This is a genomic window from Psychrobacter sp. TAE2020, assembly GCF_018919485.1.
GTDB lineage: Bacteria > Pseudomonadota > Gammaproteobacteria > Pseudomonadales > Moraxellaceae > Psychrobacter.
The window spans coordinates 2,655,977-2,682,055 of the sequence record NZ_JAHLMU010000001.1 but is presented as its reverse complement, the minus strand read 5'-3'; the positions used below and the strand labels follow the sequence as shown (position 1 = coordinate 2,682,055).

Here is a 26,079-nt window from a genome sequence, read left to right as displayed (position 1 = left end):
ATAGCAACTGCTACTGTGAACCAACATTATGAGTCAACTCTTTCAACTCCAGCTGGCTACTGAAAACTTAGACGCAAATGCACAGCAACTTGGGGTATCTGTATCGCAACTGTTGGCTATTCAAATTACTGTGAGCGCCACTCTTATACCACAGTCAACACTTCAGCTCTATTTGAACTATGAAATACAACTACCCAACCAGTATTTAGCAGATCAATTAACTTGGCCACAATGGCAGCAGCAGCAAGTTAAGTTTACTGACTATCTATGGGAGCAGACTTGTCTTGAGTGCTTTATAGCTAGCGAGCTAGAGCCAGTTGCTAATGATACAACTAAAATAGAATATCCGAATAGTTATATTGAAATTAATGCCAGTCCAAACGGTAGCTATGCTGTTTATGAATTTAACAGCTATCGTCAGCCTAGCTCTTTATCTCCACCCCCTTTGCTACAGCCAAATAGCAACCAAAGGGCAAATATAAATTGGACTACTTGTGCAGTAAGTCAATCAAAGCTGTCCATTCAATCGCTACTAAAATCCGATTCGAAACTCAGCATTGAGTCCAGCACTGTTATCTACCCTTGTACTAGCAGTGACAATCCTGATTATTTTTATGAATGTGGTTTCTCTGTTGGCTTAGATCAGCTGGCGATGACTGCTACTACCGAAGCCGACGCAACAAGCTTTAATCACAATATTGGTTTACTACATCCTTGTGTGATTTTAAGCTTCAATAAGGTTGCCTTATACTTCGCCCCTAGACACGCAAATCCACCCGACTTCCATCAACGCCAATACTGGACAGCATTCAACCCATAAACGCTCTATGTAATCCTAAACAGCCTTTAATAACAAATATAAGCAGCAGATGCAAAAAACTCAGCAATACTTTGAATAGCATTGCTGAGTTTTTTGAGCATTATAATTCTATAACAGTCTTAAGCGATCTGTTATTCAGCCATCGCTAGATAGATACCACGGTTTGATGCGTCATCCATATATTGTGAATCGCGCCATGTCGTGTAGCTATAGGCATCACTATAAGGGCTGATACTACTCTGACGGAAGTCCGATACCCAATCATTGCCATCAAAGATCTGAATATGTCCATGTGGATGCTTTGATGAGCGATCATAAACAACAACGTCGCCTACTTGCGATTGCGAACCATTACTAATTTTAGTAAAACCTGCATTGCTAAGGGTACCACGACTAGCGTACTGGTAAGCTGAAGGATTAGGAGTGAATTCATAACCAGCAATCTGTAAGGCTTTACGAACATAGCGAGCACAGTATCCAGTACTTCTAGATACAGCTACTCTTGAAGCATGAGCAGCAGCAATAGCAGGAGCTGAGCTACTATTCAGTGCAGAACCTGATTGCTGTTGTCTTTCATAAGATAGACGGTTAGTTAGTGAGGCTAGTTTATATTCTTTTTGTTTGGCCTGAGCACTAAGATTATCTATCGCTTGACTAATTTCGTCATTGCTAGACACATAGGCACCGCTGTTAGAACTATAAATATTTTTTACGGAACCATAATTTTTAGAAATGGAGCTATTGGTGATATGAGTCAAGGTATTATTAGGTTGAAAGGTTATTTCAGCAGCACCACTAGTTTGTGCTATGCCCATTCCCAATACTGATAATATTAATAAAGCTCGTTTCATAAATTTACTACCTATTGTTAATACAAGATTGTTCGTCATCCGTGACGAAACATCAATTAATTTAGAGGATATAATTATCAAATAAACATGATAAAATCCTTTTTAAAGCAGCTACCCTTTAATCTTTAGTGGAGCGTTGGCAGTATTACCGATGCGTTAGTCCACCTCTTAAAGCGCCTGCGATCAATCTTATCTATGTTAATAATTAGCTCAATGGTTTTGTCTATCGCTTTATTCACCTATAAGATGAGTTATCACGATGCCAAAAAAACAGCCTAATCAGCTTGCTCAACTTATTGATCATCAAACCTTTGCTGGTAGCGCGCTACCCCAAACCCTTGCTGATAATATGCGTCTCTATGTAGAAGCGACTAATGAGATTAAAAAGCTTCTAGTAGACTGTCTACCAGATGAAATACTTGCTAGTTGTTGGGTAGTAGGGTTAAACGCTGAACAAATAACCCTCAGCGTAAACTCAACTACTGCTGCTAATCACATCCGTTATTTACAAAAATCTTATCTACAGCTGTTAACAGAGCAGTCTTTAACATTTCAACAACTCAAGCATATTCGTGTCGTGGTAGTTAATAAAATTAGTGATAACCATCACTCTCAACAACCACCAGTACTAACAACGACTTCATCAAAACAACCTAAGGCCAGTACATATCGGGCTCTAAGCCAGAACACAAAAAAGACTATATCACAGGCTGCAAAGCATGTCACCACAGATAAAAAGCTCAAAAATGCCCTTATGCGACTGTTAAATGATGAATAATAACCAAGTTACATTGTAATTCTATGTAAATACGCTCTAAAAAAAGCTGACTAAAGCGCTATCTTTTACAGTTTTTGAATTATAAAAAAGTCGTCCCATCTTTATATACATTATATGAATATAAAGATGGGACGACTCTTTGCTAGTCGAAGGGTTTGTACAGCGTAGGATAGAGCTATTTATTAATTGTTTACTTGGCTAAAAATTGATATTTTAGCGCTAATTAATGGTACCTGCCATGTAATCTTACGTAATTGTTGCGATACATCCTGTATATTCGTGTATTCATCCTTCAATAGTTAAGGTACTCAAAGGTAAATATTCGATAGGACAACTTACATTGTCATCAAAAGTTACAATTTCGAAGCTACTTTTGTCTGAAAGAATTTCGCGCACTAGCAAATTGTTTAACGCATGGCCTGACTTATAGGCATTAAAACGACCAATTATCGGATAGCCAATCAAATACAAATCACCTAAGGCATCTAATATTTTATGACGAACAAACTCGTCAGCATAACGTAAACCTTCAGCATTGAGAATTTTTGCATCATCAATGACAATGGCATTGTCCATACTACCGCCTAACGCCAGATTATTACTGCGTAATGTTTCGATATCGCTTAAAAACCCAAAAGTGCGAGCAGAGCTTAACTCTTCAATAAAGTTCTGGGTAGAAAAGCATAGTTGTGCATGCTGCTGGTTCTTATCAAAGGCAGGATGATCAAAATCAATTTCGAAGTTTAATTCAAAGCCATCATAAGGACGCAATTCTGCCCATTTATCGTCAACTTTCACTTTTACTGGCTTAACGATTCTTAGGAACCTCTTGGCAGCCTCTTGCTCACGAAAACCAGCTTGTAGCAATAACCCTACGAAAGGAGAAGCACTACCATCCATGATTGGAATCTCGCTAGCGGATACTCGAATCAATAGATTATCGACCCCAACACCTGCGATAGCGCTAAGTAAATGTTCTACAGTACCCACTCGCGTACCACCAAACACTAAGTTCGATGACATCATAGTGTCTTGTACCAAAAAAGCACTAGCAGGAATAGGGGCGCTACCGATAATATCAGAACGCTCAAAGACTACGCCAGTATTAATAGGTTGTGGATGAAACTCTAAATCGACAGGCTCGCCACTATGCAGACCGATGCCGGTTATGGCTATAGCTGTTTTTATAGTTCGTTGATTCATGGCTACTCTCTCACATATTTTGTTACAATTGCCATAGTGTACCACTAGCTACCCCTAATTCGCTATAGGTACAAATCGTTAATTTCCTTATTACTTATATTGATTAGTTAAATCAACAACAATTTCCTATAAAAGCTTATTCAATAATAAGTCAGCTGGATAATTAGTAGGCAATCACTAAGTAGTTAAATAAACAGCGAAAATGGTCATTAATGCACTATTAAACCGTTAATTAGCTACAAAAAGTCAAAAAAAAGTTAAAAAAAAGCCAATGACGAAGCATTGGCTTTTTCAATAATTGTTGATAATGAGCAGTAACTACAGCAATATATAACTAATGTTTATAAGAAATACTATATTAATAAATAATAGCTATTAATAATATTTGACTAAATTATTACAGTTGCTATCACTAAGTAGTAAATACTGCCTATTGCTTTTAGCCTTATTTATTTTGTTGACGCTTTAAGTAGTCTTGAATACTGTTAGTTTTGGTGGCTTGATGCTCTTGGATTGCGCCAGGACGAGTTATATTGTCTTGGAACGTCTGAGTTTTGGACTGTTTTTGACTGTTTAAAGCACTAGTATGCAAGTTAGGATCAACAGACTGATTACTAGTGACTGAAGGTATTGGTGCTACGACTTCAGTTAAGTCTTCATTCAAAGTCAGTCCAGTAGCAATAACCGTAACATGTAGATCATCGCCCATCTCTTCATCGATTACTGAACCATAGAAGATATTAGCATCGTCATTATCAGTGATGCCTTCAACGATTTCGCTGATTTGGTTGAATTCATCTAGAGATAAAGACTCAGATGAAATAACATTAACTAATAAGCCTTTAGCATTTTCTAGGCGTAGATCATCAAGCAATGGTGATCTGATTGCTTTTTCTGTCGCTTGACGAGCACGATCATCGCCGCTTGCACGACCAATACCCATCATTGCATGACCTTTGGCAGTCATTGCGGTACGGATATCGTTAAAGTCAATATTGATAAGCCCTTCACGAGCGATAGTTTCAGCTATACCTTGTACAGCATGTAATAACACATCATCAGCTTTTTTGAAGGCATCCTGCATTGAGATATTGCCGTAGATGCTCATTAACTTATCATTAGGGATAGTAATGATAGAGTCAACAAAATTAGTCAACTGCTCGATACCAGCTTTAGCCGCTTTGATGCGCTTGCCACCTTCAAATTTAAAAGGGGTAGTGACGACAGCAACAGTCAAAACTTCCATCTCTTTGGCAATACGTGCGACTACTGGAGCAGCGCCTGTGCCAGTACCGCCACCCATACCAGCAGTAATAAATACCATATCTGAGTGTTCAAGTAAAGTGCGGATAGCTTCTTCTTCACTCTCAGCAGCTTCACGCCCTACTTCTGGATTAGCGCCTGCACCAAGACCACGATTACTTTTAGCACCTAACTGCAACTTGTGCGGCGCCGTTAAGCGATCAAGCGCTTGTTTATCTGTATTAGCACAGACGAACGTCACCCCTTTTATACCCTGTTGCACCATGTGTTCAACTGCATTACCGCCGCCGCCGCCGACACCGAATACGATAAAACGTGCTTGGCCATTACTTTGAGGTTGGTTGTCATGTGGCATGGTGTATTTTGACATAAAAAGATTCTCCAGTTGCAGATAGCATGATGGTCGATACGTAATGACGCTTATACAACGTGCTATCGACTGACTATATATAAATGTAGGTAAATAAATCGAGATGAATAAGGGTCTAAATAACAGTTAGCGTTCATATCATTGATTATGATCGCTACTAACTATAATAACTATCTATAATATTTTTTTGAGCACACTACTGAAACGTTTGCCAACACCTTGAAAAACATTTTTTACCCGTCGCTGTTTGGCAGCTTCAGGCTCACTTTGCTCACTGTGGCGGAATTGTTCACTCTGACTATATAGTAGAGTACCAAAAGCAGTCTGGTAAGCACTATCATTTATTTGATCATTAAGCTGCTTAAACGAAGCGTCATTATCAAAATGGTTGTAAGCACTAATAGCAGGATGGGCATTGGTCAAGACTACTGGCATTTTCAATAGTTTTTTGGCAAAAGGTACCATGCCTTTAATAGCACTACCGCCGCCAGTAAGTACAAAACCGCGATCAAGGTAATGTAGCAGATCTACCTCATGTAGCTGACGCGCCACTTCAGTAAATATCTGCACATAACGTGCTTCAATAATTTGCGCTAAGCTGTAAGTATGTACATTAAGCGCATCGCTCGACCCTTGCGTCTTATATAACAAGAATACGCTAGGATCTATACTATTGATATCCGCAGTACCATGCAATTTTTTCAGTTTTTCAGCTTCTATCATTGAGATACCAAAGTCTGCTGATATGTCCATAGTTACCGCATGGCTGCCAATAGCAATACAATGGGTGAATATTAATTTGTTTTCTTTATAGACGCAAATACTAGTTGTGCTAGCACCAATATCTATAAGACAGATACCTTGCTGACGCTCTTCACTCATTAGGCTATATTCAGCGCTAGTCACTGCATCAAAGACCACGTGGTCAATGCCTACGTCACAACTCTGTAGTAGTTTTTGGATATTTTGACGACTGACCACAGGCATCATCATCATGTGATACATAACACTGATGTTTTTAGCTAACATCTCGATAGCGTCATCAACGATATTGTCTTGATCATCGACATAGACACCCTGCTGACAGCAATGCATCAAGTAATAGTCCGCTGGCAAGTCCTTTGACTTAGCACTAGCCAAAGCTTTTACCATGTCTTTAGCACTTACTATATCATCTTCAACCAACACGCTGCCAACGCTATTCTTACTAGATAGCTCAGGTGTAGACAGCGTCAACCATACGCTATGAACCCGACAATTTGCAACATCTTCAGCTTCTTGAATGGCTTGCTTGATAGCGCTTTGTAAACGTTCACGATGCTTAATTTGGCCTTGGTAAAAGTCACTGTTTTTGACTTGCCCAACGCCCATAATGCGGATGTCTTTTTCAGACACGACGCTGCCAATCACTACATAAACTGCAGTGGCGCTTAGATGAACTACAACTAGGTTTTCAGTATTTTTCATGGTACCAGACAAATTATCGCTAAACAGGAAACCATATGACGTCTCCATTAAATCATCAAAAAAGTTTTTTGGGCTATTATCTAAATAAATATAATATTATTAGTTTATTCACCCAGCTTTATAAAGGCTATAACTTACAATTAATTATCCGCTACAATCAAGGTTGCTCAGTAGGAGTAACATCAGTAGTAGAAATGTCAGTAGTAGCAACCTCAGTAGTAGTAGCTTTAGGGCTATCAACTTTGGCGCTAGCAGCATCAGTAGCTGTCACATCGGTAGTCGCTGCTACCGGTTCAATCGCATGCCAAGTAATAGTAAAGCCATTCTTATAACGCAGATCCACTGACTGAATCTCATCACGGCGACTACTTAGCTGATTACCCAGCAACTGACTAAGATTAAGTAATTTTTGCGCTGTATTTTCATTATCAACTATTACTCGTAAACCGTTATCAAAACGAATTAACCAAGTCATGCGTTTAGTTAAGATAATGTCTTCTACCTGCATATCGATAGGAGCATACCAATCATTAACTTGCTGCATTTGTTGCATTATAACGGGTGCTTGATTAACTTCACCTTGCAAATTGGCAAAGCTTTGTTGGCGCAAGTCTTTATTGTCAGTAGGTACAAACACTACGCCTTTGGCATCTACTAAGCGCTCAGTACCAAAATTAGCAATCGCCTGTTTAGGCAGTGCGGTAATAACAATACCTTGTTGCCAATCACGAGTTACGCTTACTTGATCAACCCAAGCCATACCTATAACTATATCGCGCAAAGCTTGCAGATCAGTAGTAAAAAAACTACTAACTTTCTGTTGGTCCATAGCTTGTTTCAAGGTTTGGTACTGAGTGCTATTCAACCCTTCGCTACTCACCTGAATAGCTGCAGGCGGTGCATCTCGTAAGGCTTTTGCACCCATCATCAATATCAGCAGTAATAAACCAATAACTAGTGCCATAAAAAAATATTTGGCTGTACTTGGCATTGACAACTTAGACTTCGAACGAAGGGTGTCATTACTCATCAAGTCATTTACTTCATTGACAGCTTGAGCCATGATGGTATTCGCCCCTAATTTACTTTTGCTAGTATTGAGTTACTTTTAAGACTACTACTTTACTAATTTCTCACTAAGTCTAAACGGCTATTTTAGCCTGTTATAAACGAATAACTACAAGTGATTTAAGACAATATCAATAACAAACATGTTAATAAGCGCTAACATATAATTAACGTTTATTTATTCTATTATTCAGTCGAATTAAACTATTAATAAGCCTAATATTCGGTTGATTACATGCCATTAATTTATTAGTCAACTTTAGTTATCTTAACCAATGGTTAAAATCGTGACATATCATATACTTAACTACCAAAACAAGTCAATCTTTATCAGAGTATCACAGTTATGGCAATCTTAACGTATTTTGACGCTAAACAATAGCCTAACCCGTGCTATGACTATTGAATTTACACAAGTTTACATGAAGCTGTGCTACATCAATTCTAAATAAGCGCTGTTGATTACATAGTTTGCGCTAAAATATGCCAGCATAACTTATCAAAGTCCATCCCACGAGCCTTAGCTGCCATCGGCACTAAACTGTGGCTAGTCATCCCAGGAACCGTATTGATCTCTAACAACCAAAAATTGCCTTGCTGATCTTGCATGGCATCCACTCGGCCCCAACCTTTAGCGTTTACCGCACGGAACGCTGCGAGACTTAAAGCTTGAAGATGCTGTTCTTCACTATCACTTAGGCCACAGGGAATATAGTAGCCAGTATCATTACGGTTGTACTTAGCGTCAAAATCATAGAAGTTAGTAATATCTGCTGGCTCTAACCGGATAATGGGATAAGCTTCATCATCGACAATAGCGATAGTGAATTCGCGGCCGGTAATCCAACGTTCAGCCATTACCGCATCGCCACAACCGATAGCCGTTGCATAAGCTGCTGGTAGCTCGTCTAAATTATTGACCTTAGTCATACCTATACTAGAGCCTTCGTGAACTGGCTTGATAATGAGCGGTAGACCCAACATATTAACCACTTGCTGCCAATCGGTATCTGCAGTCAATAATGCAAAAGGCGCTGTCGCTAAACCACACCCTTGCCATAGCTGTTTGGTACGAACTTTATCCATACCTAAAGCTGATGCTAGGATACCAGATCCAGTTTGTGGGATATCTAACCATTGTAACACCCCTTGCAGTACACCGTCTTCACCCCCACGACCATGCAGCACATTAAACACCCGATCATAAGCCATTAGCTCGGTGAGCTGTTGATGTTTAGGGTCAAAGTGAGTAGCGTCAACGCCCTGATTTTGTAAAGCTAATAATACAGCGGCTCCACTATCCAAAGAAACACTGCGCTCATTGCTGTTACCACCATATACCACAGCCACTTTACCGAATTCACTAGCATCTTGTACTTTGCTAACTATTGGCTGTTGCTGTGACTGGTTGGCTTCAACTGGCTGTTGCTGATTTTTTGCCACTGCTGCTAACGCCAGTTCTGGGTTCTCAATCTTAGTAGCATCATGGTTAGTACTGTTATTTTGCTCATTAGCAACAGCATCAACGTTGTCTAGGTTAGGTTGATTTGAGTTTTTTTTATTGTCATCATGGCTCATATGAATAACTCCTATAATTTTAAAACCTACCGTTAAGCGCTTAGGTTATTTAATGTTTATTAAAAGCTTATTTGAGGTATAGACCATTAGCTACCAAATCGATAGCTATTTGCCCCACATTACCAGCGCCTTGGGTGATAAGCATATCGTTTGCTTGTAATAAGCGTTGCATTACTGGCGCGATATTGTCTTTATCGACGATAGTGGGCTCAACAGCGCCACGTAGACGGATACTACGTGCTAATGACTTAGTATCAGCGCCAGTAATTGGGCTCTCACCTGCTGAATAGACGTCTAATAATAATAGCTCGTCAACACTCGATAACACTTCAACAAAGTCATCAAAACAGTCACGAGTACGGCTGTAACGATGAGGCTGAAACATCATCACTAAACGGCGCTCAGGGAAGCTTTGTCGTGCGGCTTTGATGGTAGCATCGACCTCTTTTGGATGATGCCCATAGTCATCTATTAGTAGCACATCACCATTATCAACGGTGATAGGACCATGTTGCTCAAAACGACGGCCAACCCCTTCAAACTTCTGTAATGCCCGCTTGATTGCTTGGTCATCAACGCCTTCATCGCTAGCCATAGTAATAGCAGCAAGCGCATTGTAAACATTATGAATACCCGGAATGTTTAAGGTCAAACGTAGTGGCTCATGATCACGGCGTAGCACAGTAAAATGGGTCTTAGTACCTTCAACGACAACGTCAATCGCTTGCACGTCATTAAAAGGCTCAAGGCCAAAGGTTAGTACCGGACGACCTATATCATCGATCATAGCATAGAGCTCAGGGTCATCGCCGCAGACTACTGCCAAACCATAAAAAGGCATATTTTGTAAAAACTGAATATAAGCGGCTTTTAATTTATCGAAGTTGTTGTCATAAGTTTCCATATGATCTTGGTCGATGTTGGTCACAATCGCCGCCATCGGATGCAAGGATAAGAACGAGGCATCAGACTCATCAGCTTCAGCAATCAAAAAGCGACTGCTGCCTAATGCAGCATTTTTGCCTGAGGCATTGAGCTTACCGCCTATCACATAAGTGGGATCAAGATTCCCCTCATTCATCATAGTCGTCAGTAAGCTAGTAGTAGTCGTTTTACCATGCGCACCTGCAACCGCAATACCGTGACGATAACGCATCAATTCACCGAGCATATCAGCACGACGCACTACTGGTAGACGGGCTTTAAGAGCCGCCTCAATCTCAGGGTTACTACGATCAATCGCTGATGACACTACTATCACATCGGCATTAGAGATATTTTTTGAATCATGACCAATAAATATCTCAATACCTATCTGCTGCAAACGATTAGTGACTGGGCTTTGGACAATATCTGAGCCGCTCACTCTATAACCTTGGTTGTTCATGACCTCAGCGATACCACACATCCCCGAACCGCCAATACCGACAAAATGCAAATGCTGAATACGGCGCATTTCTGGAATCTCAATAAGGCGTTTAGGTAAAGCTTTTGCAGATGTGGGCATAACGGAGTCTCTTTATAAAAGTCGATAAAATATAATTAAATAAGTAGTCAGAAAGTACAGCTTATAATGCTTGCCATATAAATTCTGCCACTTGTTGACTGGCAGTACGGTTGGCAAGAGCGTGACCTTTACTGGCCATGGCTAAACAAGCCGCTCGATCGAGAGCTAGCAATTTAGTGCTCAGACGGCTAGGCGTTAACTCGGCTTGCGGCAACAATAGCGCTGCATCATGTGTAGTCAGAGTGCGTGCATTGGCCGTTTGATGATCATCAACGGCATGCGGCAAAGGTACAAAAATCGCTGCAATACCGACGTTTTGAATCTCAGTAACCGTCAGGGCACCAGCGCGACAAACAATGATATCCGCCCAATTATAAGCTGCTGCCATATCATCAATAAAAGGCTGTACGCTAAACTGATGAGCGCTTAGATCTTCATTATCATAAGCCGCTTGGGTAGCAGCTTCATTGTTACGGCCGCATTGATGACGTACTGAAAAGGGCTTATCTATCAAGGCTAATGCTTTTGGTACTGTGTCATTAAGTACTTGCGCCCCTAACGAGCCGCCTACTACTAACAAACGTAGTGGCGTTTGATCAGCGATATCATAACGTAGCGTTGGCGCAGCAACACCAGTGATAGTATTACGCACTGGATTACCAACAGTTTCCAGCTTGGCATCGAGCTTACTATCTGCAAAGGTATTTTCAAAGGCTTGCAGTACTTTGCTAGCGATTTTGGCTAAATAACGATTGCTCATGCCAGCGATAGCGTTTTGCTCATGAATGATCAGTGGTCTACTAGTCATGCGTGCAGCAATGCCTCCAGGTGCAGTAACGTAGCCACCAAAGCCTACTACTACATCTATATTGTTGCCACGAATGATTTTGGCAGCTGCCATAGTAGCCGATAACAGAGTGATTGGCATCTTAAACAGGCGACCTATTCCTTTGCCACGTAGTCCTTGCATCGCAATAGGATGGAAGGTGTAACCAGTAGGCTGTACTAAGCCATTTTCCATACCAGTTGCCGTACCTAACCAATGAATCACCGCGCCGCGCTTAACCAACTCTTCGCTAACGGCTAACGCTGGAAATACGTGACCACCAGTGCCAGCAGCCATCATCAATATATGCGGTGTCTTCATGAATGCCTGCCTATCTTATCTTTACTAATGAATATTAGGAGCTCTAAACTGATACTGGCTTTGGGGATGCAAAAGCACGCATAGTATAGAGTAAATTATCTATAAATATATAACGTTTTTTAAGCTAAATCTTTAGCTGCTATTTTGTATCAATAACCGCTAAAAATGATCAATTATCAACAGTATTCCTTCGCTTTTTACTAGCTCATTAAAGCTTAGCGTTTAACTATAGATTACTGTTAAAAACTTATTAAAAAATGCTTATGCCAGCTGACAAAACAAGTCTCGAAGCTAGTCAAAAAACAACAAGCTTTTAACGGTTCTGATGGCGTGCTTCTACCGCTATAATAAAGTCACTCGCAATATCAGTACCGCACTGATCATCGATCTCACGTACACAAGTAGGACTAGTCACATTAATCTCAGTAATACGGCTACCGATCAAATCTAATCCTACAAACATCAAGCCTTTTTCTTTCACGATAGGCGCTACTATTTCAGCCACTGTACGTTCAGCATCAGTTAATGGCATGGCGACTCCACTACCCCCTGCTGCTAAATTACCTCGAGTTTCACCTTTAGTAGGAATTCGGGCTAAGCAATAATCTATTACTACTCCATCGACAATCAACACTCGCTTATCACCTTGTTTAATCTCTGGCAAATAGCGCTGTGCCATAATTGGCAAAGTTTCGAGTTCAGTCAATACCTCTAGTGTCACCCCGATATTAGGACTGTCTGCTGTTAAGCGGAAGATACCAGTGCCACCCATGCCATCAAGAGGTTTGACAATAACGTCCTGCTGCTCAGCGATAAACTGGCGAATATGGGCCTGCTTACTAGTAACAATCGTTGGACTCATATAGTCACTGAACCAAGTGGCAAATAGCTTCTCATTACAGTCACGTATCGCTTGCGGATCATTAACTACTAGCACGCCAGCGGCCTTAGCATGATCTAGCATGTAAGTAGCGTAGACAAAGCGCATATCGAACGGGGGATCTTTACGCATCAAAATCACATCATAATCACTAACAGCGACTGTAGTCTTTTCGCCTAAAGTATAAAAGTTCTCAGGATCACGCTGTACTGTCACTGGTTGCGAGTCTATCTTTAACTGTCCGCGATCCAGCCATAAGTCATGAATTTGACAATATCCTAACTTGTGTCCGCGATCTTGCGCAGACCACATCATCGCTAAGCTCGTGTCTTTTTTGTAGTTTACTCGTTCGATAGGATCCATAATAACTAGGATATTTAAAGACTTTACAGCAGATTGAGACATAAGAACGCTCGCTAGTAGTAACAGTAAACAACTGAATAATTGATGGCTTTAAAACAACAATAAATAAGGCTTTTGGCTAAATCTAAATGTATGTATAAGTCTTTGCAGATCGGCAAAAGCTTTTTAAATAGGTAGCTCCAGCAATAGAAAAGCATTAACGGTAAAGTCTGTTGGTAATATAAATAGTTAGTGACACATAAGGCGACTAAACTCCATATTGCTGGCGGTAATGCTGCATTTTTGCTAAGGGACTGCTGTTTTTATGCGCATTGTCATCCGAGTTATCATTGAGCGCCAAATAACTGATTAGATCGTCCATGTCAACCAAAGTGAGTACCGGAACTTGTAAAGCAGAAGCCAATTCTTGAATCGCTGAATACTCACCTTGGCCTTTTTCTTTACGATCCAGAGCGACAATAATTCCTGCCACAGTAGCGCCAGCCTGTTCTAGGATATCAAGCACTTCACGCATAGCCGTGCCTGCAGTGATAACATCATCTAATATCCACACCGATTTGCCTCTGACATCAGCACCGACTAAGTTGCCCCCTTCACCGTGGGGTTTAACTTCTTTTCGGTTATAACCCCACTCGGCATTGATCCGATGATGCAGCCATAACGCTTGTGCGGTTGCCGCTACAAAAGGAATACCTTTATAGGCCGCCCCAAAGATGACCAGCTCTTTATTATCTGCGGTTTGATGCTGTTCTGCCAAGGCGTCAGCATAACCGCTTGCCAATAAGGATAACATCTCACCAGAAGCTAGCAAGCCTGCATTAAAAAAGTAAGGACTAATACGTCCCGACTTGAGTACAAACTCACCAAATTTTAGTACTTGGTTGTCTAAAGCCAGCTGAATAAAGTGCTTCGCTGAAAATGAAGGGATTTGAGCACTTTGAAGGTTTTGAGTATGGGGCATTAGACAGTCCTGTTAGTGAGTTTTAGGGTCAAAGCAGCAGTGAATTTTAGAATCATAATGCGTGTGAAATAAAGTTACACAGCCAGCACTTAGCTATACACTCTACTATTAACTGCACTATTATTTCATAACTATAAAATTTATAGCTTTAAAGCGTTAATTGTAAAAGTAACAAAAGCCATCATTATAAATATCATTATAAAAATTGTCAGCTAAATTGACCAACCATTGATAGCATAATCTTGCACATTGGCATAGCGAGTAAGAAGCGCGCAGCGTGAAGAGATATTAAAGTAGCAATTGCCATTCTTATCAGGTTGGATATCCCATCCTAAATGATGAGCCGCTACGATAATATGTCCGCTAAACAGTCGAATCTGTCGATAGTGTTGACGACTTGCTGGGGCGTTTCCCAACTGGCTAAGCAAGTAACTGCGTACATATTGACAGAGTTGCGCAGCACTGTAGCTTTTATTAATGGTTTTACGCGTAGGGCATTGCTTTAGAGCATTCACAGCCACGCTACATGCCATAATATCAGTGGCTAAACTACCGCTACCAGTCTCAAACTCTTGCGGCTGCAATATCACTTGCCAATCATCGGCATAAACACTGTTAAGCAACTCATCAGCGTTATAACGTTTTACTAAGGTGCGTAGCGTAGCTGACTTACTATCATGAGTGGCAGTATCTGTCAGCGTGGTGGTTTTCGTAGTGGTTTTCGTAGTCATTTCAGTGGTCAAAAAACCAAAGCGTGTCAGTTTTGGATAGGCAATAATAGCGCTCTGAATATCTGCCATATCTATCAGCTGCATACTGTCAATACTAGTTAGCAACGCCTGTTCACTAGCCTGATTAGGGTCGTATCTATAGTTTTGATAAAAGCTATCAGGCAACTCAATTAGCTGGGCCGCTTTGAGTAGCGCTAAATGCTCAGCCAAAGGTTCTGATGCTATTAAAGCCCATCTTGATAGACGTTCAGCAGCCGATTGCTGAAAGCGAGAGGACTTACCATAGAGCCGACGCAACTGACTATTCTCTCGTCGTGCTGGCTCTGGAATATCACTCAACGACCGTGCTGGATCAATTGGTGTCTGCTTAGGATCAAAATTGGGATGCACTATAGCTGGCTGCTGATTAGTCGGCAGACTCGATAGCTCAACACTATCTGCTACTGGCTTACCTTCTCGATGCATGGAATGACTGCTAGGCAAACAATCATTAGAAGTATGGGGCTGAGTCATAGCATATCCGTGATACTTAAAAACATAAAATAGCAGTAACTTATAAATTAGCAACCAGCTCAATAATAGCTACTGCTACTCTAAGTCACCGTTTAGACAATCTAAATAATATTATAATTTTTTCAACCGACTCTAATCCTGTTGATGCTGCAATATATCACTATACCCAGCTTGCCAATCCGCAAACTCAAGCCAAGCTAATGGAATATTGCTGTGTAGGCGCTTGCCGGTAATCGCTGTGTGCTTATCATCGATAATTGGCGGCGATTGTTGTAGTTGCTGACTTAGCCAAGCGCTCAATTGTAAGGTAGTCACTGGTAAATAATCAGTAGCCAAATAAAGCGACTTAGGGGCCTCAATGGTCAGTACTTTACTAATGATAGTGACCAAATCGCTATCCATGATCCGATTGCTCCAGTCGTCACTAGCTATAGGGTCTTTGTTGTCCTCTTTGACCTTACGTAAACGCATTAAGCGCTGGCGTCCATAAATGCCACTAGGACGAATAATAATGGCCTTATCAGCAAAACCTTGTTGCAGCGCTTGCTCCGCCTGCAAGATTACTTTTGAGGCATCACGCTCAGGAATAGCTGGTGTCGTAGTTTCGTCAATCCACTCGCCTTTATTTTGACCATAAACACCTGTTGATGAGATGAACACTACACGCTCAAGTTTAGGTAACTGCTCAGCAAGCTGGGCCAAATGCTGACAGATACTTAAATAGCTCTTGTTATAACCGCTAGTCGAGTACTCATCAGGGGTAACGATAATAGTGATACAAGTAAAGTCTTGCAACTGTTCGGCACTGACTTTAAGCGCATCGGCTTGTATAAAATTTGCTTGCTCAGCTAAAGCGTAATCGCTACGCGCGCTGCGTGCAAGTCCAGTCACTGAGTAACCTTGTTGGGCAAGCTTATTAGTCACTGGTAAACCAATATCACCTTGACCGATAACTAGCCATTGCTGAGTGCTCATAAACGGTCCTTATTTATAATTGTTTTTACTACAGTTATTAATAACTGTCTTTGGTAATTAGCTTTGATAGCTATTAAAATTTGATAGTTATCAAAAACAGTTAGTTGCGATAGTTATTTTTGACCCTGCTGTTTGATAAGCCGTTATGCTAGCCTATTTAAATAAACTAGCCTAGTAAAAAATCTTAACTCATAGCTTAAAAGTAACGCATATAAGCTAATTTGATATCATCGTTGGCATCGACGCGATCTTGCCAATCGTAACTAGCATTGATACGTAATGCTTGTTTTTTATCTATATCATACTGCAGCCCAAGAGTAGTAATAGGCTGCCAGTAGCTACCCTGCGCATCTTCGTCACTGCTGCCATGATACCAATATGGCAGTTGCAATTCAGCTTGCGCACGTAACTGATTGTTAATCTGATACACACAACCGGCATTGACCCCAGCGCCCACACGGTAACCTTTACTAATCCCACGCCCGCCTTGCAGCGCTCCCATAGCCAAGGCGTAACAAAGCTGCGGTGGCATCTCGGCGCTTACTAAGCCTGATGACTCTTTAGCCGGCGTACCAAATGTCCATGATTTGCCATATTCAAGGGTGGTGCTAGCCACTAAATGATCAGTGCCATCGCGTTGCGAGCCATCATTAACCCGAGTGGCTTCGACACTGGCACCCCAAGTTTTACCTTTTTGGGCAGTATTGACTGGATTAAATGAGCGCCCACGAATCAAGGTGAAGTTCTGTAATTCGACCTTTCTTGGTTGCTCACTTTTATCGTTATCATAAAAGCGCAACGTTGCTTCAAGCCCTTCTAAGTTAAAGAACTGATGAAATCCTGTAGGGCGATCCAGAGTATCGTGAAATCCTGCACGTAGTCCGACATCGATATAACTGTTGTCGCCACGATTACCTATGCCAATATGGCCGCGCTGTAAAGAATGACGGTCGAGCGGATTATTATTTGAGGCGGCAATAGCTAACGGTAATAGCGTTTGTCCATCAGTAGCCATACTTGACGCCGGGTTGCTGTCGACTGATTTAATAGCTTCAATCTCACTATTACTCAGCTGTTGATAGCCTAGCTGGTCTTTACTAGTAAGCTTGGCTTGTTGTTTTGCTTGATTTAACTGTGCTTGGCGCACGCTACTATCAGCAGGGGTAAAGCGACTGCTGGCTAGTAGCTGGTTTTTTTGCAGTAAGTTGATTACATCCGAGGGAATAACGGCGTAAGGCAGCTGACTCAATAAGTGCTCATTGGGCCGTACCACATCGATAAGCCGTAAAATCTCAGAGGCGCAGTTATCTGTAGCAAAGTAATAAGGTAGCCCTAAGTCTTTAGTCTCCCAAACATGCAACATGATTTGCTGCACCTCACTCGGAGTCAAATCTAACTGATAGGTCCAACTGTCCCGTTCGTCAGTTTTTAAATACTCTGCCAGCTTCTTTGGATAAGGGTCAATCTCGATCAAATTATTATAGCGACCAGTCGCTGATTTTATGGCGTAGAGGATAAAGCTATCAGAACTATCACCATCGACCGTATCATTGAGCGCATAAGCATGTTGAATTTGATTGAAGTCTGCCGCACTAGCTGCTGAGTCTATACGCATCAGAGTATGTCCAAACCCAGAGATGGGATTGTCTAGATACTCTTCAGCAAACATTACTGACAGCTGCGCAGGGGCTAGTTCTGTCATCCAAGCATCAAGCTTTGGGCATTCAATCTGTAATTGAGCATCGTGAAAATTCAAAGTATCCGTTAGCCACTTGACCCGCGCCGGAAAGCGACAAAGTACCGAATCATTTACAGCAACGCGCGCACTACTATTGGTATTAGCAGCGCTGCGGGCCAGAGTAAACTCTTGCGCTAGTGCAACTAGTGTCGCATCAAGTTCTGCAGCTGAATCTTGCTGACCAGTAGCGCTTAAAAAGAATTTTGGGTTGTCGATCACACTATTGTTAGTGTTTTTGGCAAAAATACTTTTATTATCATCAATAAAATATAATAACCTGCGCCATGTCGTATGTTGAGCTAAATTGTCCGATTGCACTTGTTGACGCCAAGTTGTTAGTAGCTGTTCAGCGTTGTTTGCTACCTCACTAGTGCTAGCTTTATAACTAGCAGCCGTAGCATTGCTATTGTTTTGTGCCTCATTAGTGACTTGCTTAGTGCCTTGATTAAGGTCTTGATGAGTCACCTTACTAGCAGCAGTCAACGCTGGGTTTGCATCGATTACTTTGGCCTTAGTTGCTAATGGCTGGGTTTTATCAGCTAATGCCCCTGTCGTCACTATTGATTCTGGAGTCGGTAAAAACGCTTGCGACTGCACTGTCAATAGTAAGCCGGCGATAGTAGCCGGTAAACGAGCACGTTCGCTTATTCTAGCCCAACGACTTCTAGCGAAACTATCCTCGGCAACTTTAAAGTTAGCTTGAGGGTATGCGGATACTATTACATTGGGTTTTTTAGGCATAGAATAAATCCTCGTGCTTTATTAAAGTGTATTTGCTAAGGTTTGCTGGTGATTTACAAATAAAAGCTTGGATAAATTTTGTTGATTTTCCTAAACTTTGTCCACTATATTTATAATTAGTTATTAGCGTCGGTTGCTTAGTAATATTTTTCGCACTATCTTACTGATTAACTTGCTGACAACCTTGCTTTAAATCAATCTATATCCTAGAGAATACTATGCCAATATCAGCAAACCTGTCACCGTCAGCTGCTCCGATGACCATTAGCGAGGGTCAATTATCAGCAGCTACGTGGCTGTGCTCCCCTAATAGCAACTCGCGTCCTAATGACATCGATATCGATACTATCGTTATTCATAATATCAGCTTACCACCTAATGAGTTCGGCGCTGCTGACGCTAATGGGACTCACTATGTCAAAGCGCTATTTATCAATCAACTAGACTGGCAAGCGCATCCTTATTTTCAAACTATAGAAGGCGCAGAAGTCTCAGCACATCTATTTATAGAGCGTGATGGCGCTATCACTCAATTCGTAAACTTTAATGAGCGGGCTTGGCATGCCGGTAGATCAAGTTATTTGGGCCGTACTGAATGTAATGATTATAGCATTGGTATCGAACTTGAAGGATCAGATTTTAGCCCTTTTACCGATCAGCAATACCAAGTTTTGGCGCAAGTTATTAGCGCTATTTATCAGGCTTATCCTAAAACTTGCCGGCACTTGACTGGACACAGTGATATTGCTCCAGGACGTAAGACCGATCCAGGTGATTATTTTGAATGGGCTAAATTACGCGCCATGGTTACTCAAAATCGTATGGGCTAGTTTCGACCAATAGCTTTATGCCCGCCAAAAGCAATTCGTTAATCTATGCTATAGATGAGCTATGAATATGCTATAGATAAGCTATGAAAATGCTATAATCCGTCAGTTTTTTTGCAGTAGTCAATTATCAGACAAATTAGCGAATAGGTTCCCATGGCAAAAAGTCGATTATTTCGTTCCACGATGGTGGTCAGTAGCATGACTATGCTATCGCGTATCTTAGGTCTAGTACGTGATATCGTATTACTAGGGGTGTTTGGTGCAGGTGGGTTAATGGATGCCTTTTTGGTAGCCTTTAAGATCCCTAACTTTCTGCGACGTCTGTTTGCTGAAGGCGCATTTAGCCAAGCTTTCGTACCAGTATTATCTGAATACAAAGAAAAGTACAGCTTACAACAAGTTCAAATTCTAGTCAGTCGCACCTCAGGCGCACTGCTGCTTATTCTATCGATGCTTACTCTTTTGGTGATTCTGATTGCCCCTTGGGTAGTAACCTTGTTCGCTCCAGGTTTCGCTGATCAGCCCAATAAATTTGCGCTTACTGCTGAACTATTGCGCTTAACTTTTCCTTATTTATTATTTATTTCTATGACGGCCTTTGCCAGCGGTATTTTGCAGAGTTATGGGCGCTTTGCTGCTCCTGCTTTTGCACCAGTATTGCTGAACTTATGCATGATAGGTGCAGCGGTAGTTGTTTCCCCGATGTTAGACACCCCTATTATGGCGCTAGGCTATGCAGTGGCTATCGCTGGTCTACTACAGCTATTGATCCAATTACCGCAGTTGTCGCAACAAAAGCTGTTAGTAATGCCTAAAATCGACTTCCAACATGAAGGCGTTAGGCGTATCTTGAAGCTGATGCTGCCAGCTATCTTTGGGGTATCAGTTACCCAAATTAACTTACTACTCAATACCATATTCGCCTCCTTAATGATTGGCGGTTCAGTATCTTGGTTATATGCCGCTGAGCGTATGAGCGAGCTACCGCTAGGATTGATTGGGGTGGCTATTGGTACGGTTATCTTACCGAGTTTATCTAAAAGTGAGGCACAAAAAGACGATGCTAGCTTTAAGAAAACTATCGATTGGGCGGCACGTTTAATCGTCGTCGTCGGTTTACCTGCTGCTGCTGCGCTATTCATACTTGCTGATGTGTTGATGCAAGCATTATTTTTGCGTGGCGAATTCACTTTACGTGATGCGCAAATGAGTGGCTTAGCGCTACGTAGTATGGCTGGTGGAATCTTAGGCTTTATGCTAATTAAAGTCTTTGCGCCCGCCTTTTTTGCTCGTCAAGATATCAGAACACCAGTAAAGGTTGGTATTATTTCAGTATTTGCTAACATGATTTTTAGTGTGATCTTTATTGGTATTTTTTATCTATTCGACATACCCCTGCATGGCGGCCTTGCGCTGGCGACTACTTTTGCTTCCTTTGTCAATGCGGGTCTGCTGTATTATTTCTTACATAAGCGTGATATTTTTCGCTTTGACAGCCATTGGAAAAAACTTTTTACCCAGTTTTTGGCTGCTACCATATCGATGGTGACAGCTCTATACTTAATGCTTCCTTACTTCCCAACTGATTCAGCGCAATGGAAGCGACTAGTGGCTCTATTGATTATCTGTACGGTAGGTGCCTTAGTGTATGCGCTAGTGCTAATCGCTAGTGGCTTTCGTCCACGCCAGCTTAGACACGGTTAAAGAGATACCAGTCACCAAAACAGGATTAAGCTGTCCATTGGCTGTTACTATATAAATATATACAAATTCTGAGGTCTGCTATGAGAACCAAAACTTTAAAGTTACCACCACTACTAATGGCTAGCTTGTTAAGCACTGGCTTGCTGTTAAGTGGCTGTAGTAGTAATGATGTCGACGAAGTTAGTACTGAGGGCAACTCAGCTGATACGGTCGCTAACAAACAGAAGGCTGATAGTGCTACCGATAGCAGCAGTAATAGCACAGAAAAATCAGTAGCGGCCCCTAACAGTGCCCCTAGCGATGCAACTACTGATCAGGCGGTTAGTGACGTTACCAATCCAGCACTTGCTACTGGTGAGCAGCCCAGTCTGGTCAATAATCCTACTCAAGCTGGCACCCCTGAAGATACGGTAAAACAAGCGCTCAACACTTTATATTATGGCGATGTTAAACAAGCAGCTACTTACTATAAAGTAGATCTAGCTAATTTTGAGCAAGAGCTTGCGAAGACTCAGTACGCTTTTCAGCAGACCGTAGAGGGCGTTACTATCACTAATACTAGCTATAATGACGATAAGACCCGCGCTACTATAGACGGTGAGCTCATGCTAAAAGGTCAAAAACAACCCGCACCACTGTCTTATGAACTACAAAAAGTAGATGGCAAATGGAAAATACTAGGCTAAATAGCTGAGCAAATTTTTAACGAAGGTTGCAAGCAAGGTTTTGAGTAAGTATTTAGCAAAACCTTGCGCTAATCTTCGCTCTTGACCGCTATACCTAGCATCACCACATCGGCTATAAAGCCTTGCATATCGCAGACTTGGGGCATATAGCCCCACTGCTCAAAACCCAGCTTATGAAATAGTCCTAAGCTGGGTTTATTATGGGCAAAGACAAGAGCGACAATATTGCGAATACCTAAATTCGGTGCTTGCAAAAGCATCCAGCGGGTAAGCAAGCTGCCTAATCCTTGGCCGTGATAATCACTATGCAAATAAACACTGATTTCGCTACTGATATGATAAGCCGTACGCGAGTATAAATCGCTAAAACTGCCCCAAGCTACGATGATTGACGGTTGCTGATTAGGGTTTTGGTTCTGCTCTTGGTTGTTGCTTGCTTTAACCACATAAATGGGCCGTGTAGGACTGTTAATGTGCTCGCTAAACCAAGCGGCGCGCTCGTCACAACTGACTGGCACTAAGTTGGCCGTAGCTTGCTTACCAGCGATACTTTGGTTATAAATAGCTAACACAACGGCTAGATCATCAACAGTTGCGCGTTGAACTATAAATTTATCAGTTAGCCTTATTGGCTCAATATATAAGTCACTCATAATAGCTCTCGTAGTTATTGTAGGAGGTGTTGTCTTAGTTATTGTAAGGGTTATTGCAGTATTTATTGACTCAGTTATGGACTTAATAAAGGTTGGGCCGTTAATTAGTGCTGGAATAGTGCCTGTTAGAGTAATCAGTGCTATAGAATAGCTATTAATGACGTCATCGGTTACCTTATTGACAATGTTATCGGTAATGTTAATGATAATGTCAGTAGTAATGTCACTGACGCTATTTTACTTTATAATGACTGGCTTTAAACCCTGCAAATCTATTCTTGGCAGTGTTTTTATTTATTCGCTCTTATCGTAGCTGCAAACTTATGAATACCTATTTTCTTGAGCAACTGATTACCGCATCAAACGCAATGCTGATGGACAATGATTCGTTGGCAGCGGATAACTATCCGTCAGAACTGGCGCCTTGCGTGTTAACTATTGGCAATTTTGATGGTGTGCACTTAGGTCATCAAGCTATGCTTGCGCAAGTGCGTACTATAGCTAACGAATCAAATTTGAGCTCAGCAGTGATGATATTTGAGCCACAGCCACGAGAGTTCTTTTCTCCCAATACTGCTCCTGCTCGCTTAACTAATTTGGCAGAAAAACAATCCTTATTAGCTGAGCATGGCGTTGAGACGTTGATAGTAGTCAGTTTTGATAGCGACTTTCGTGCTTTATCGGCTAAGGCGTTTGCTGATTTATTGGCCTTGCAGCTCAATGTACAAGCCTTAGTATTAGGCGATGACTTTCGTTTTGGTCATGACCGCATTGGTGACAGTCAGTTTTTGCGTGATTATGGCTTGCAGGTGATTAACCTACATACAGTTACTGACACTAATCATAACGACAGTGACTATAGCCATAATGGCAATGATAATAGCGGCGTTGCTAACGATACTGCTGAATTGAACGCTGCTGAGCGTATTAGCTCTACACGAGTGCGTGACTTACTATTGGCTGGTGATATCAACGCTGCTAATAAGTTACTGGGTCGCGACTATACTATTACCGGACTAGTAGTCAGTGGTGATAAGATCGGGCGTACTTTGGACTTCCCTACTGCTAATATCGATTTGGCTCGTATTAAACCCGCTCTACACGGTATTTTCGCTGTTGATGTGGTTGCGCTCGATGATAAAGGTGAAGTTATCGCTGATGGGCTAAGCCAGTTTGCGACTAATGGCCAGAGCGGCGTTGCCGGTTTACAGCCGCATAGTCTATTTGGTACGGCTAGTATCGGCACTCGACCTTCAGTTGATAAGCCTCATGAATGGCGTTTAGAAGTACACTTTCCACAGTTGCAAGCCGACTTGTATGACCAGACCTTGCAAGTACGTTTTCTGCATTTTTTGCATGGTGAACGTCACTATAACGGCTTAGAAGCTTTGAAAGCAGGGATACATAACGATGTGGCAGATTTATTAGTATGGCGACAGCAGCAGCTTGACTAGCCTTATCCTAGGCTCATTTATAAAGTAACCTGTTTGCTCAGTGCTAGTGCTAAGTGCCGATTCTATATAGCCTCTACACCCCTTGCATAAAAAACCCACAGAACGCTTGTTTGTGGGTTTTTCTTTGCATTATTAACCATATAACTGGCGGTTGAAACTAATTATTTAAGACAACTAATTCTTTAAGACTAAGTATTTGGGACTAATCATTTAAAACTAAGTATTGATGCCCGTTAAGCGGTAGGATGCATACGCACATTCAACTCATCAATAATCTCTACCCATACTGCGTCTTTTTTCCATTCTTCTTGTAGAAACATACGCTGCTTCTCATCCCAAATTTTCGACTCTGTCAGCTCTTCATCTTTGGCTAATGGGTTATTTTCAATAAAAGTATCAATGGCTGCATCTGAGCTAGCTAATCCTAATTGAGCAAATAAGTCATTTATACTGTAACTTGGTTCACCTAACATCATCTCTCTCCTTTAATTTCGGCGATTATTTTTGTGTTTATTGTTTCACTAATCAGCAACTATTGTAGCAAGCTAGATTGAACGATCTGTTATCCAACGTTACCAGTTATGTTAACGTTGTACCCTATACTTATAGAGCAGCAAAAAAGTCTTAAAAAAAAGTCTCACCATAATAGTAAGACTTTTTTATTATCTATTAGCTATAAAATTTAGCTTATGGCAATAGATGTGATACGGCATCACGCTCTTCGCTAAGCTCTTGCTCAGTAGCTGCCATTTTATCTTTTGAGAAGTCTGATGATACATCAACACCCTCAACGATAGACCAGTCACCATCTTTACAAGTACAAGGGAATGAGTAGATCAAACCTTTAGCAATACCATATTCGCCATTAGAATAGACACCCATAGATACCCAATCGTCGCCCTCTGTACCCATTACCCATGTACGTACGTGGGCAATAGCTGCGTTAGCAGCGGAGGCTGCTGAAGAGGCACCACGTGCTTTAATAATTGCTGCGCCACGCTTTTGTACTTCTGGGATATAAGTGTTTTCATACCACTCACGATCAACCAAGTCTAATGCTGGCTTACCGTTAACCGTACAAGCGGTTAGATCAGGATACTGAGTGGATGAATGGTTGCCCCAGATAATCATTTTTTTAACATCGTTGACCGTAGTTTCTGTCTTTTCAGCCAACTGAGCTATACCACGGTTGTGATCCAAACGAGTCATTGCGGTGAAATTACGTGGATCAAGATCTGGTGCATTACGCTGAGCGATAACCGCGTTAGTGTTTGCAGGGTTACCCACAACTAAAACTTTTACATCACGGTTAGCCACGTCATTAAGCGCTTTACCTTGTGCTGAAAAAATCGCCGCGTTAGCTTCTAATAAGTCTTTGCGTTCCATACCTGGACCACGTGGGCGTGAACCTACTAATAAAGCATAACTCACATCTTTAAACGCTACTTTGGCATCATCCGTTTGAACGATATCTACTAATAAAGGAAAGGCACAGTCTTGTAGTTCCATAACCACACCCTTAAGGGCATCAAGTGCTGGAGTGATTTCAAGTAAATTCAAAATAACAGGCTGATCTTTACCTAGCATCTCACCAGATGCAATACGAAATAACATTGCATAGCTGATATTACCTGCAGCACCAGTTACGGCAACACGTATAGGCTGTTTCATAAAATACTCCCTAATTGATTATTAGATATGGTTTTCTTGCTTATTAATTTATGCTCATTGAGCTTGTATGTAGCAACTGCCATAAACCGAGGCTAGTGTAGCACTTCGTTTGCCAAACCGTCTAGGG

Annotated in this window: 22 protein-coding genes; 6 read left to right on the top strand and 16 right to left on the bottom strand. The window is 41.5% G+C overall.

The window, feature by feature from the left end; genetic code table 11:
- Positions 1-28 precede the first annotated feature (28 nt).
- On the top strand, positions 29-820 hold the full coding sequence (locus KPY62_RS11025) for a hypothetical protein (protein WP_216582020.1): 792 nt from the start codon (positions 29-31) through the stop codon (positions 818-820).
- 131 nt (positions 821-951) lie between these two features.
- Here the strand turns inward: KPY62_RS11025 and KPY62_RS11020 are convergent, their stop codons facing one another.
- Positions 952-1,671, bottom strand: a complete 720-nt coding sequence (locus tag KPY62_RS11020; protein WP_216582019.1) for a CHAP domain-containing protein — start codon at positions 1,669-1,671, stop codon at positions 952-954.
- A gap of 259 nt (positions 1,672-1,930) precedes the next feature.
- On the opposite strand from KPY62_RS11020, the gene KPY62_RS11015 reads away from it, so the two are divergent.
- Positions 1,931-2,449 (top strand): hypothetical protein, encoded by a 519-nt coding sequence (locus KPY62_RS11015; protein ID WP_216582018.1) that lies wholly within the window; start codon positions 1,931-1,933, stop codon positions 2,447-2,449.
- 285 nt (positions 2,450-2,734) lie between these two features.
- On the opposite strand, the gene lpxC is transcribed toward KPY62_RS11015, so the two are convergent.
- From lpxC to KPY62_RS10955, 12 genes are all read right to left on the bottom strand, one after another.
- A complete protein-coding gene (lpxC, locus tag KPY62_RS11010) occupies positions 2,735-3,652 on the bottom strand; it encodes a UDP-3-O-acyl-N-acetylglucosamine deacetylase (RefSeq protein WP_216582017.1) in 918 nt (305 codons plus the stop codon).
- Positions 3,653-4,097: 445 nt separating this feature from the next.
- Entirely contained in the window at positions 4,098-5,285 is a 1,188-nt protein-coding gene (ftsZ, locus tag KPY62_RS11005; protein WP_201623509.1) for a cell division protein FtsZ, read from the bottom strand.
- Positions 5,286-5,459: 174 nt separating this feature from the next.
- A complete protein-coding gene (ftsA, locus tag KPY62_RS11000) occupies positions 5,460-6,800 on the bottom strand; it encodes a cell division protein FtsA (protein ID WP_228730670.1) in 1,341 nt (446 codons plus the stop codon).
- A 109-nt stretch (positions 6,801-6,909) separates the two neighbouring features.
- Positions 6,910-7,815: a cell division protein FtsQ/DivIB gene (locus KPY62_RS10995; protein ID WP_216582016.1), complete on the bottom strand. Its 906-nt coding sequence runs from the start codon at positions 7,813-7,815 to the stop codon at positions 6,910-6,912.
- A 467-nt stretch (positions 7,816-8,282) separates the two neighbouring features.
- A complete protein-coding gene (locus KPY62_RS10990; protein WP_228730669.1) occupies positions 8,283-9,398 on the bottom strand; it encodes a D-alanine--D-alanine ligase in 1,116 nt (371 codons plus the stop codon).
- Between the two features lie 67 nt (positions 9,399-9,465).
- Positions 9,466-10,905 carry a UDP-N-acetylmuramate--L-alanine ligase gene (gene murC, locus KPY62_RS10985; protein WP_216582015.1) on the bottom strand — a complete coding sequence of 480 codons (1,440 nt, stop codon included), beginning with the start codon at positions 10,903-10,905 and terminating at the stop codon, positions 9,466-9,468.
- Between the two features lie 61 nt (positions 10,906-10,966).
- Positions 10,967-12,052 (bottom strand): undecaprenyldiphospho-muramoylpentapeptide beta-N-acetylglucosaminyltransferase, encoded by a 1,086-nt coding sequence (gene murG, locus KPY62_RS10980; RefSeq protein ID WP_216582014.1) that lies wholly within the window; start codon positions 12,050-12,052, stop codon positions 10,967-10,969.
- A 313-nt stretch (positions 12,053-12,365) separates the two neighbouring features.
- A complete protein-coding gene (gene gshB, locus KPY62_RS10975; RefSeq protein ID WP_216582013.1) occupies positions 12,366-13,337 on the bottom strand; it encodes a glutathione synthase in 972 nt (323 codons plus the stop codon).
- 205 nt (positions 13,338-13,542) lie between these two features.
- Positions 13,543-14,256, bottom strand: coding sequence for an orotate phosphoribosyltransferase (gene pyrE, locus KPY62_RS10970; RefSeq protein ID WP_216582012.1), 714 nt, complete (start codon positions 14,254-14,256; stop codon positions 13,543-13,545).
- 212 nt (positions 14,257-14,468) lie between these two features.
- Entirely contained in the window at positions 14,469-15,500 is a 1,032-nt protein-coding gene (locus tag KPY62_RS10965) for a hypothetical protein (protein WP_216582011.1), read from the bottom strand.
- Between the two features lie 132 nt (positions 15,501-15,632).
- A complete protein-coding gene (locus KPY62_RS10960; protein WP_216582010.1) occupies positions 15,633-16,475 on the bottom strand; it encodes an SDR family oxidoreductase in 843 nt (280 codons plus the stop codon).
- 196 nt (positions 16,476-16,671) lie between these two features.
- On the bottom strand, positions 16,672-18,954 hold the full coding sequence (locus KPY62_RS10955; RefSeq protein WP_216582009.1) for a DUF4105 domain-containing protein: 2,283 nt from the start codon (positions 18,952-18,954) through the stop codon (positions 16,672-16,674).
- 218 nt (positions 18,955-19,172) lie between these two features.
- Here KPY62_RS10955 and ampD point away from each other — a divergent pair, with 218 nt between their 5' ends.
- The 3 genes from ampD to KPY62_RS10940 all read left to right on the top strand — a co-directional run bounded on the left by ampD (position 19,173) and on the right by KPY62_RS10940 (position 22,174).
- Positions 19,173-19,784 carry a 1,6-anhydro-N-acetylmuramyl-L-alanine amidase AmpD gene (gene ampD / locus KPY62_RS10950; RefSeq protein ID WP_216582008.1) on the top strand — a complete coding sequence of 204 codons (612 nt, stop codon included), beginning with the start codon at positions 19,173-19,175 and terminating at the stop codon, positions 19,782-19,784.
- Between the two features lie 153 nt (positions 19,785-19,937).
- Positions 19,938-21,488, top strand: a complete 1,551-nt coding sequence (murJ, locus tag KPY62_RS10945; protein WP_216582007.1) for a murein biosynthesis integral membrane protein MurJ — start codon at positions 19,938-19,940, stop codon at positions 21,486-21,488.
- A gap of 80 nt (positions 21,489-21,568) precedes the next feature.
- Positions 21,569-22,174: a hypothetical protein gene (locus KPY62_RS10940; RefSeq protein ID WP_216582006.1), complete on the top strand. Its 606-nt coding sequence runs from the start codon at positions 21,569-21,571 to the stop codon at positions 22,172-22,174.
- A 68-nt stretch (positions 22,175-22,242) separates the two neighbouring features.
- Here KPY62_RS10940 and KPY62_RS10935 read toward each other — a convergent pair whose 3' ends face one another.
- Positions 22,243-22,827 (bottom strand): GNAT family N-acetyltransferase, encoded by a 585-nt coding sequence (locus KPY62_RS10935; RefSeq protein WP_216582005.1) that lies wholly within the window; start codon positions 22,825-22,827, stop codon positions 22,243-22,245.
- Between the two features lie 323 nt (positions 22,828-23,150).
- Between KPY62_RS10935 and ribF the strand changes: the two genes are divergently transcribed.
- A complete protein-coding gene (gene ribF, locus KPY62_RS10930) occupies positions 23,151-24,281 on the top strand; it encodes a bifunctional riboflavin kinase/FMN adenylyltransferase (protein ID WP_216582004.1) in 1,131 nt (376 codons plus the stop codon).
- 233 nt (positions 24,282-24,514) lie between these two features.
- Here ribF and KPY62_RS10925 read toward each other — a convergent pair whose 3' ends face one another.
- Together KPY62_RS10925 and KPY62_RS10920 are read right to left on the bottom strand one after the other, a co-directional pair.
- Entirely contained in the window at positions 24,515-24,754 is a 240-nt protein-coding gene (locus KPY62_RS10925; RefSeq protein WP_216583341.1) for a DUF2789 family protein, read from the bottom strand.
- 214 nt (positions 24,755-24,968) lie between these two features.
- Entirely contained in the window at positions 24,969-25,952 is a 984-nt protein-coding gene (locus KPY62_RS10920; RefSeq protein ID WP_216582003.1) for a malate dehydrogenase, read from the bottom strand.
- Positions 25,953-26,079 lie beyond the last annotated feature (127 nt).

What these genes read in the sequence shown, in the direction of transcription:
- KPY62_RS11025 (WP_216582020.1), top strand. Translation starts at nt 29, where the DNA reads ATGAGTCAACTCTTTCAACTCCAGCTGGCTACTGAAAACTTAGACGCA.
- KPY62_RS11020 (WP_216582019.1), bottom strand. Translation starts at nt 1,671, where the DNA reads ATGAAACGAGCTTTATTAATATTATCAGTATTGGGAATGGGCATAGCA.
- KPY62_RS11015 (WP_216582018.1), top strand. Translation starts at nt 1,931, where the DNA reads ATGCCAAAAAAACAGCCTAATCAGCTTGCTCAACTTATTGATCATCAA.
- lpxC (WP_216582017.1), bottom strand. Translation starts at nt 3,652, where the DNA reads ATGAATCAACGAACTATAAAAACAGCTATAGCCATAACCGGCATCGGT.
- ftsZ (WP_201623509.1), bottom strand. Translation starts at nt 5,285, where the DNA reads ATGTCAAAATACACCATGCCACATGACAACCAACCTCAAAGTAATGGC.
- ftsA (WP_228730670.1), bottom strand. Translation starts at nt 6,800, where the DNA reads ATGGAGACGTCATATGGTTTCCTGTTTAGCGATAATTTGTCTGGTACC.
- KPY62_RS10995 (WP_216582016.1), bottom strand. Translation starts at nt 7,815, where the DNA reads ATGGCTCAAGCTGTCAATGAAGTAAATGACTTGATGAGTAATGACACC.
- KPY62_RS10990 (WP_228730669.1), bottom strand. Translation starts at nt 9,398, where the DNA reads ATGAGCCATGATGACAATAAAAAAAACTCAAATCAACCTAACCTAGAC.
- murC (WP_216582015.1), bottom strand. Translation starts at nt 10,905, where the DNA reads ATGCCCACATCTGCAAAAGCTTTACCTAAACGCCTTATTGAGATTCCA.
- murG (WP_216582014.1), bottom strand. Translation starts at nt 12,052, where the DNA reads ATGAAGACACCGCATATATTGATGATGGCTGCTGGCACTGGTGGTCAC.
- gshB (WP_216582013.1), bottom strand. Translation starts at nt 13,337, where the DNA reads ATGTCTCAATCTGCTGTAAAGTCTTTAAATATCCTAGTTATTATGGAT.
- pyrE (WP_216582012.1), bottom strand. Translation starts at nt 14,256, where the DNA reads ATGCCCCATACTCAAAACCTTCAAAGTGCTCAAATCCCTTCATTTTCA.
- KPY62_RS10965 (WP_216582011.1), bottom strand. Translation starts at nt 15,500, where the DNA reads ATGACTCAGCCCCATACTTCTAATGATTGTTTGCCTAGCAGTCATTCC.
- KPY62_RS10960 (WP_216582010.1), bottom strand. Translation starts at nt 16,475, where the DNA reads ATGAGCACTCAGCAATGGCTAGTTATCGGTCAAGGTGATATTGGTTTA.
- KPY62_RS10955 (WP_216582009.1), bottom strand. Translation starts at nt 18,954, where the DNA reads ATGCCTAAAAAACCCAATGTAATAGTATCCGCATACCCTCAAGCTAAC.
- ampD (WP_216582008.1), top strand. Translation starts at nt 19,173, where the DNA reads ATGCCAATATCAGCAAACCTGTCACCGTCAGCTGCTCCGATGACCATT.
- murJ (WP_216582007.1), top strand. Translation starts at nt 19,938, where the DNA reads ATGGCAAAAAGTCGATTATTTCGTTCCACGATGGTGGTCAGTAGCATG.
- KPY62_RS10940 (WP_216582006.1), top strand. Translation starts at nt 21,569, where the DNA reads ATGAGAACCAAAACTTTAAAGTTACCACCACTACTAATGGCTAGCTTG.
- KPY62_RS10935 (WP_216582005.1), bottom strand. Translation starts at nt 22,827, where the DNA reads ATGAGTGACTTATATATTGAGCCAATAAGGCTAACTGATAAATTTATA.
- ribF (WP_216582004.1), top strand. Translation starts at nt 23,151, where the DNA reads ATGAATACCTATTTTCTTGAGCAACTGATTACCGCATCAAACGCAATG.
- KPY62_RS10925 (WP_216583341.1), bottom strand. Translation starts at nt 24,754, where the DNA reads ATGTTAGGTGAACCAAGTTACAGTATAAATGACTTATTTGCTCAATTA.
- KPY62_RS10920 (WP_216582003.1), bottom strand. Translation starts at nt 25,952, where the DNA reads ATGAAACAGCCTATACGTGTTGCCGTAACTGGTGCTGCAGGTAATATC.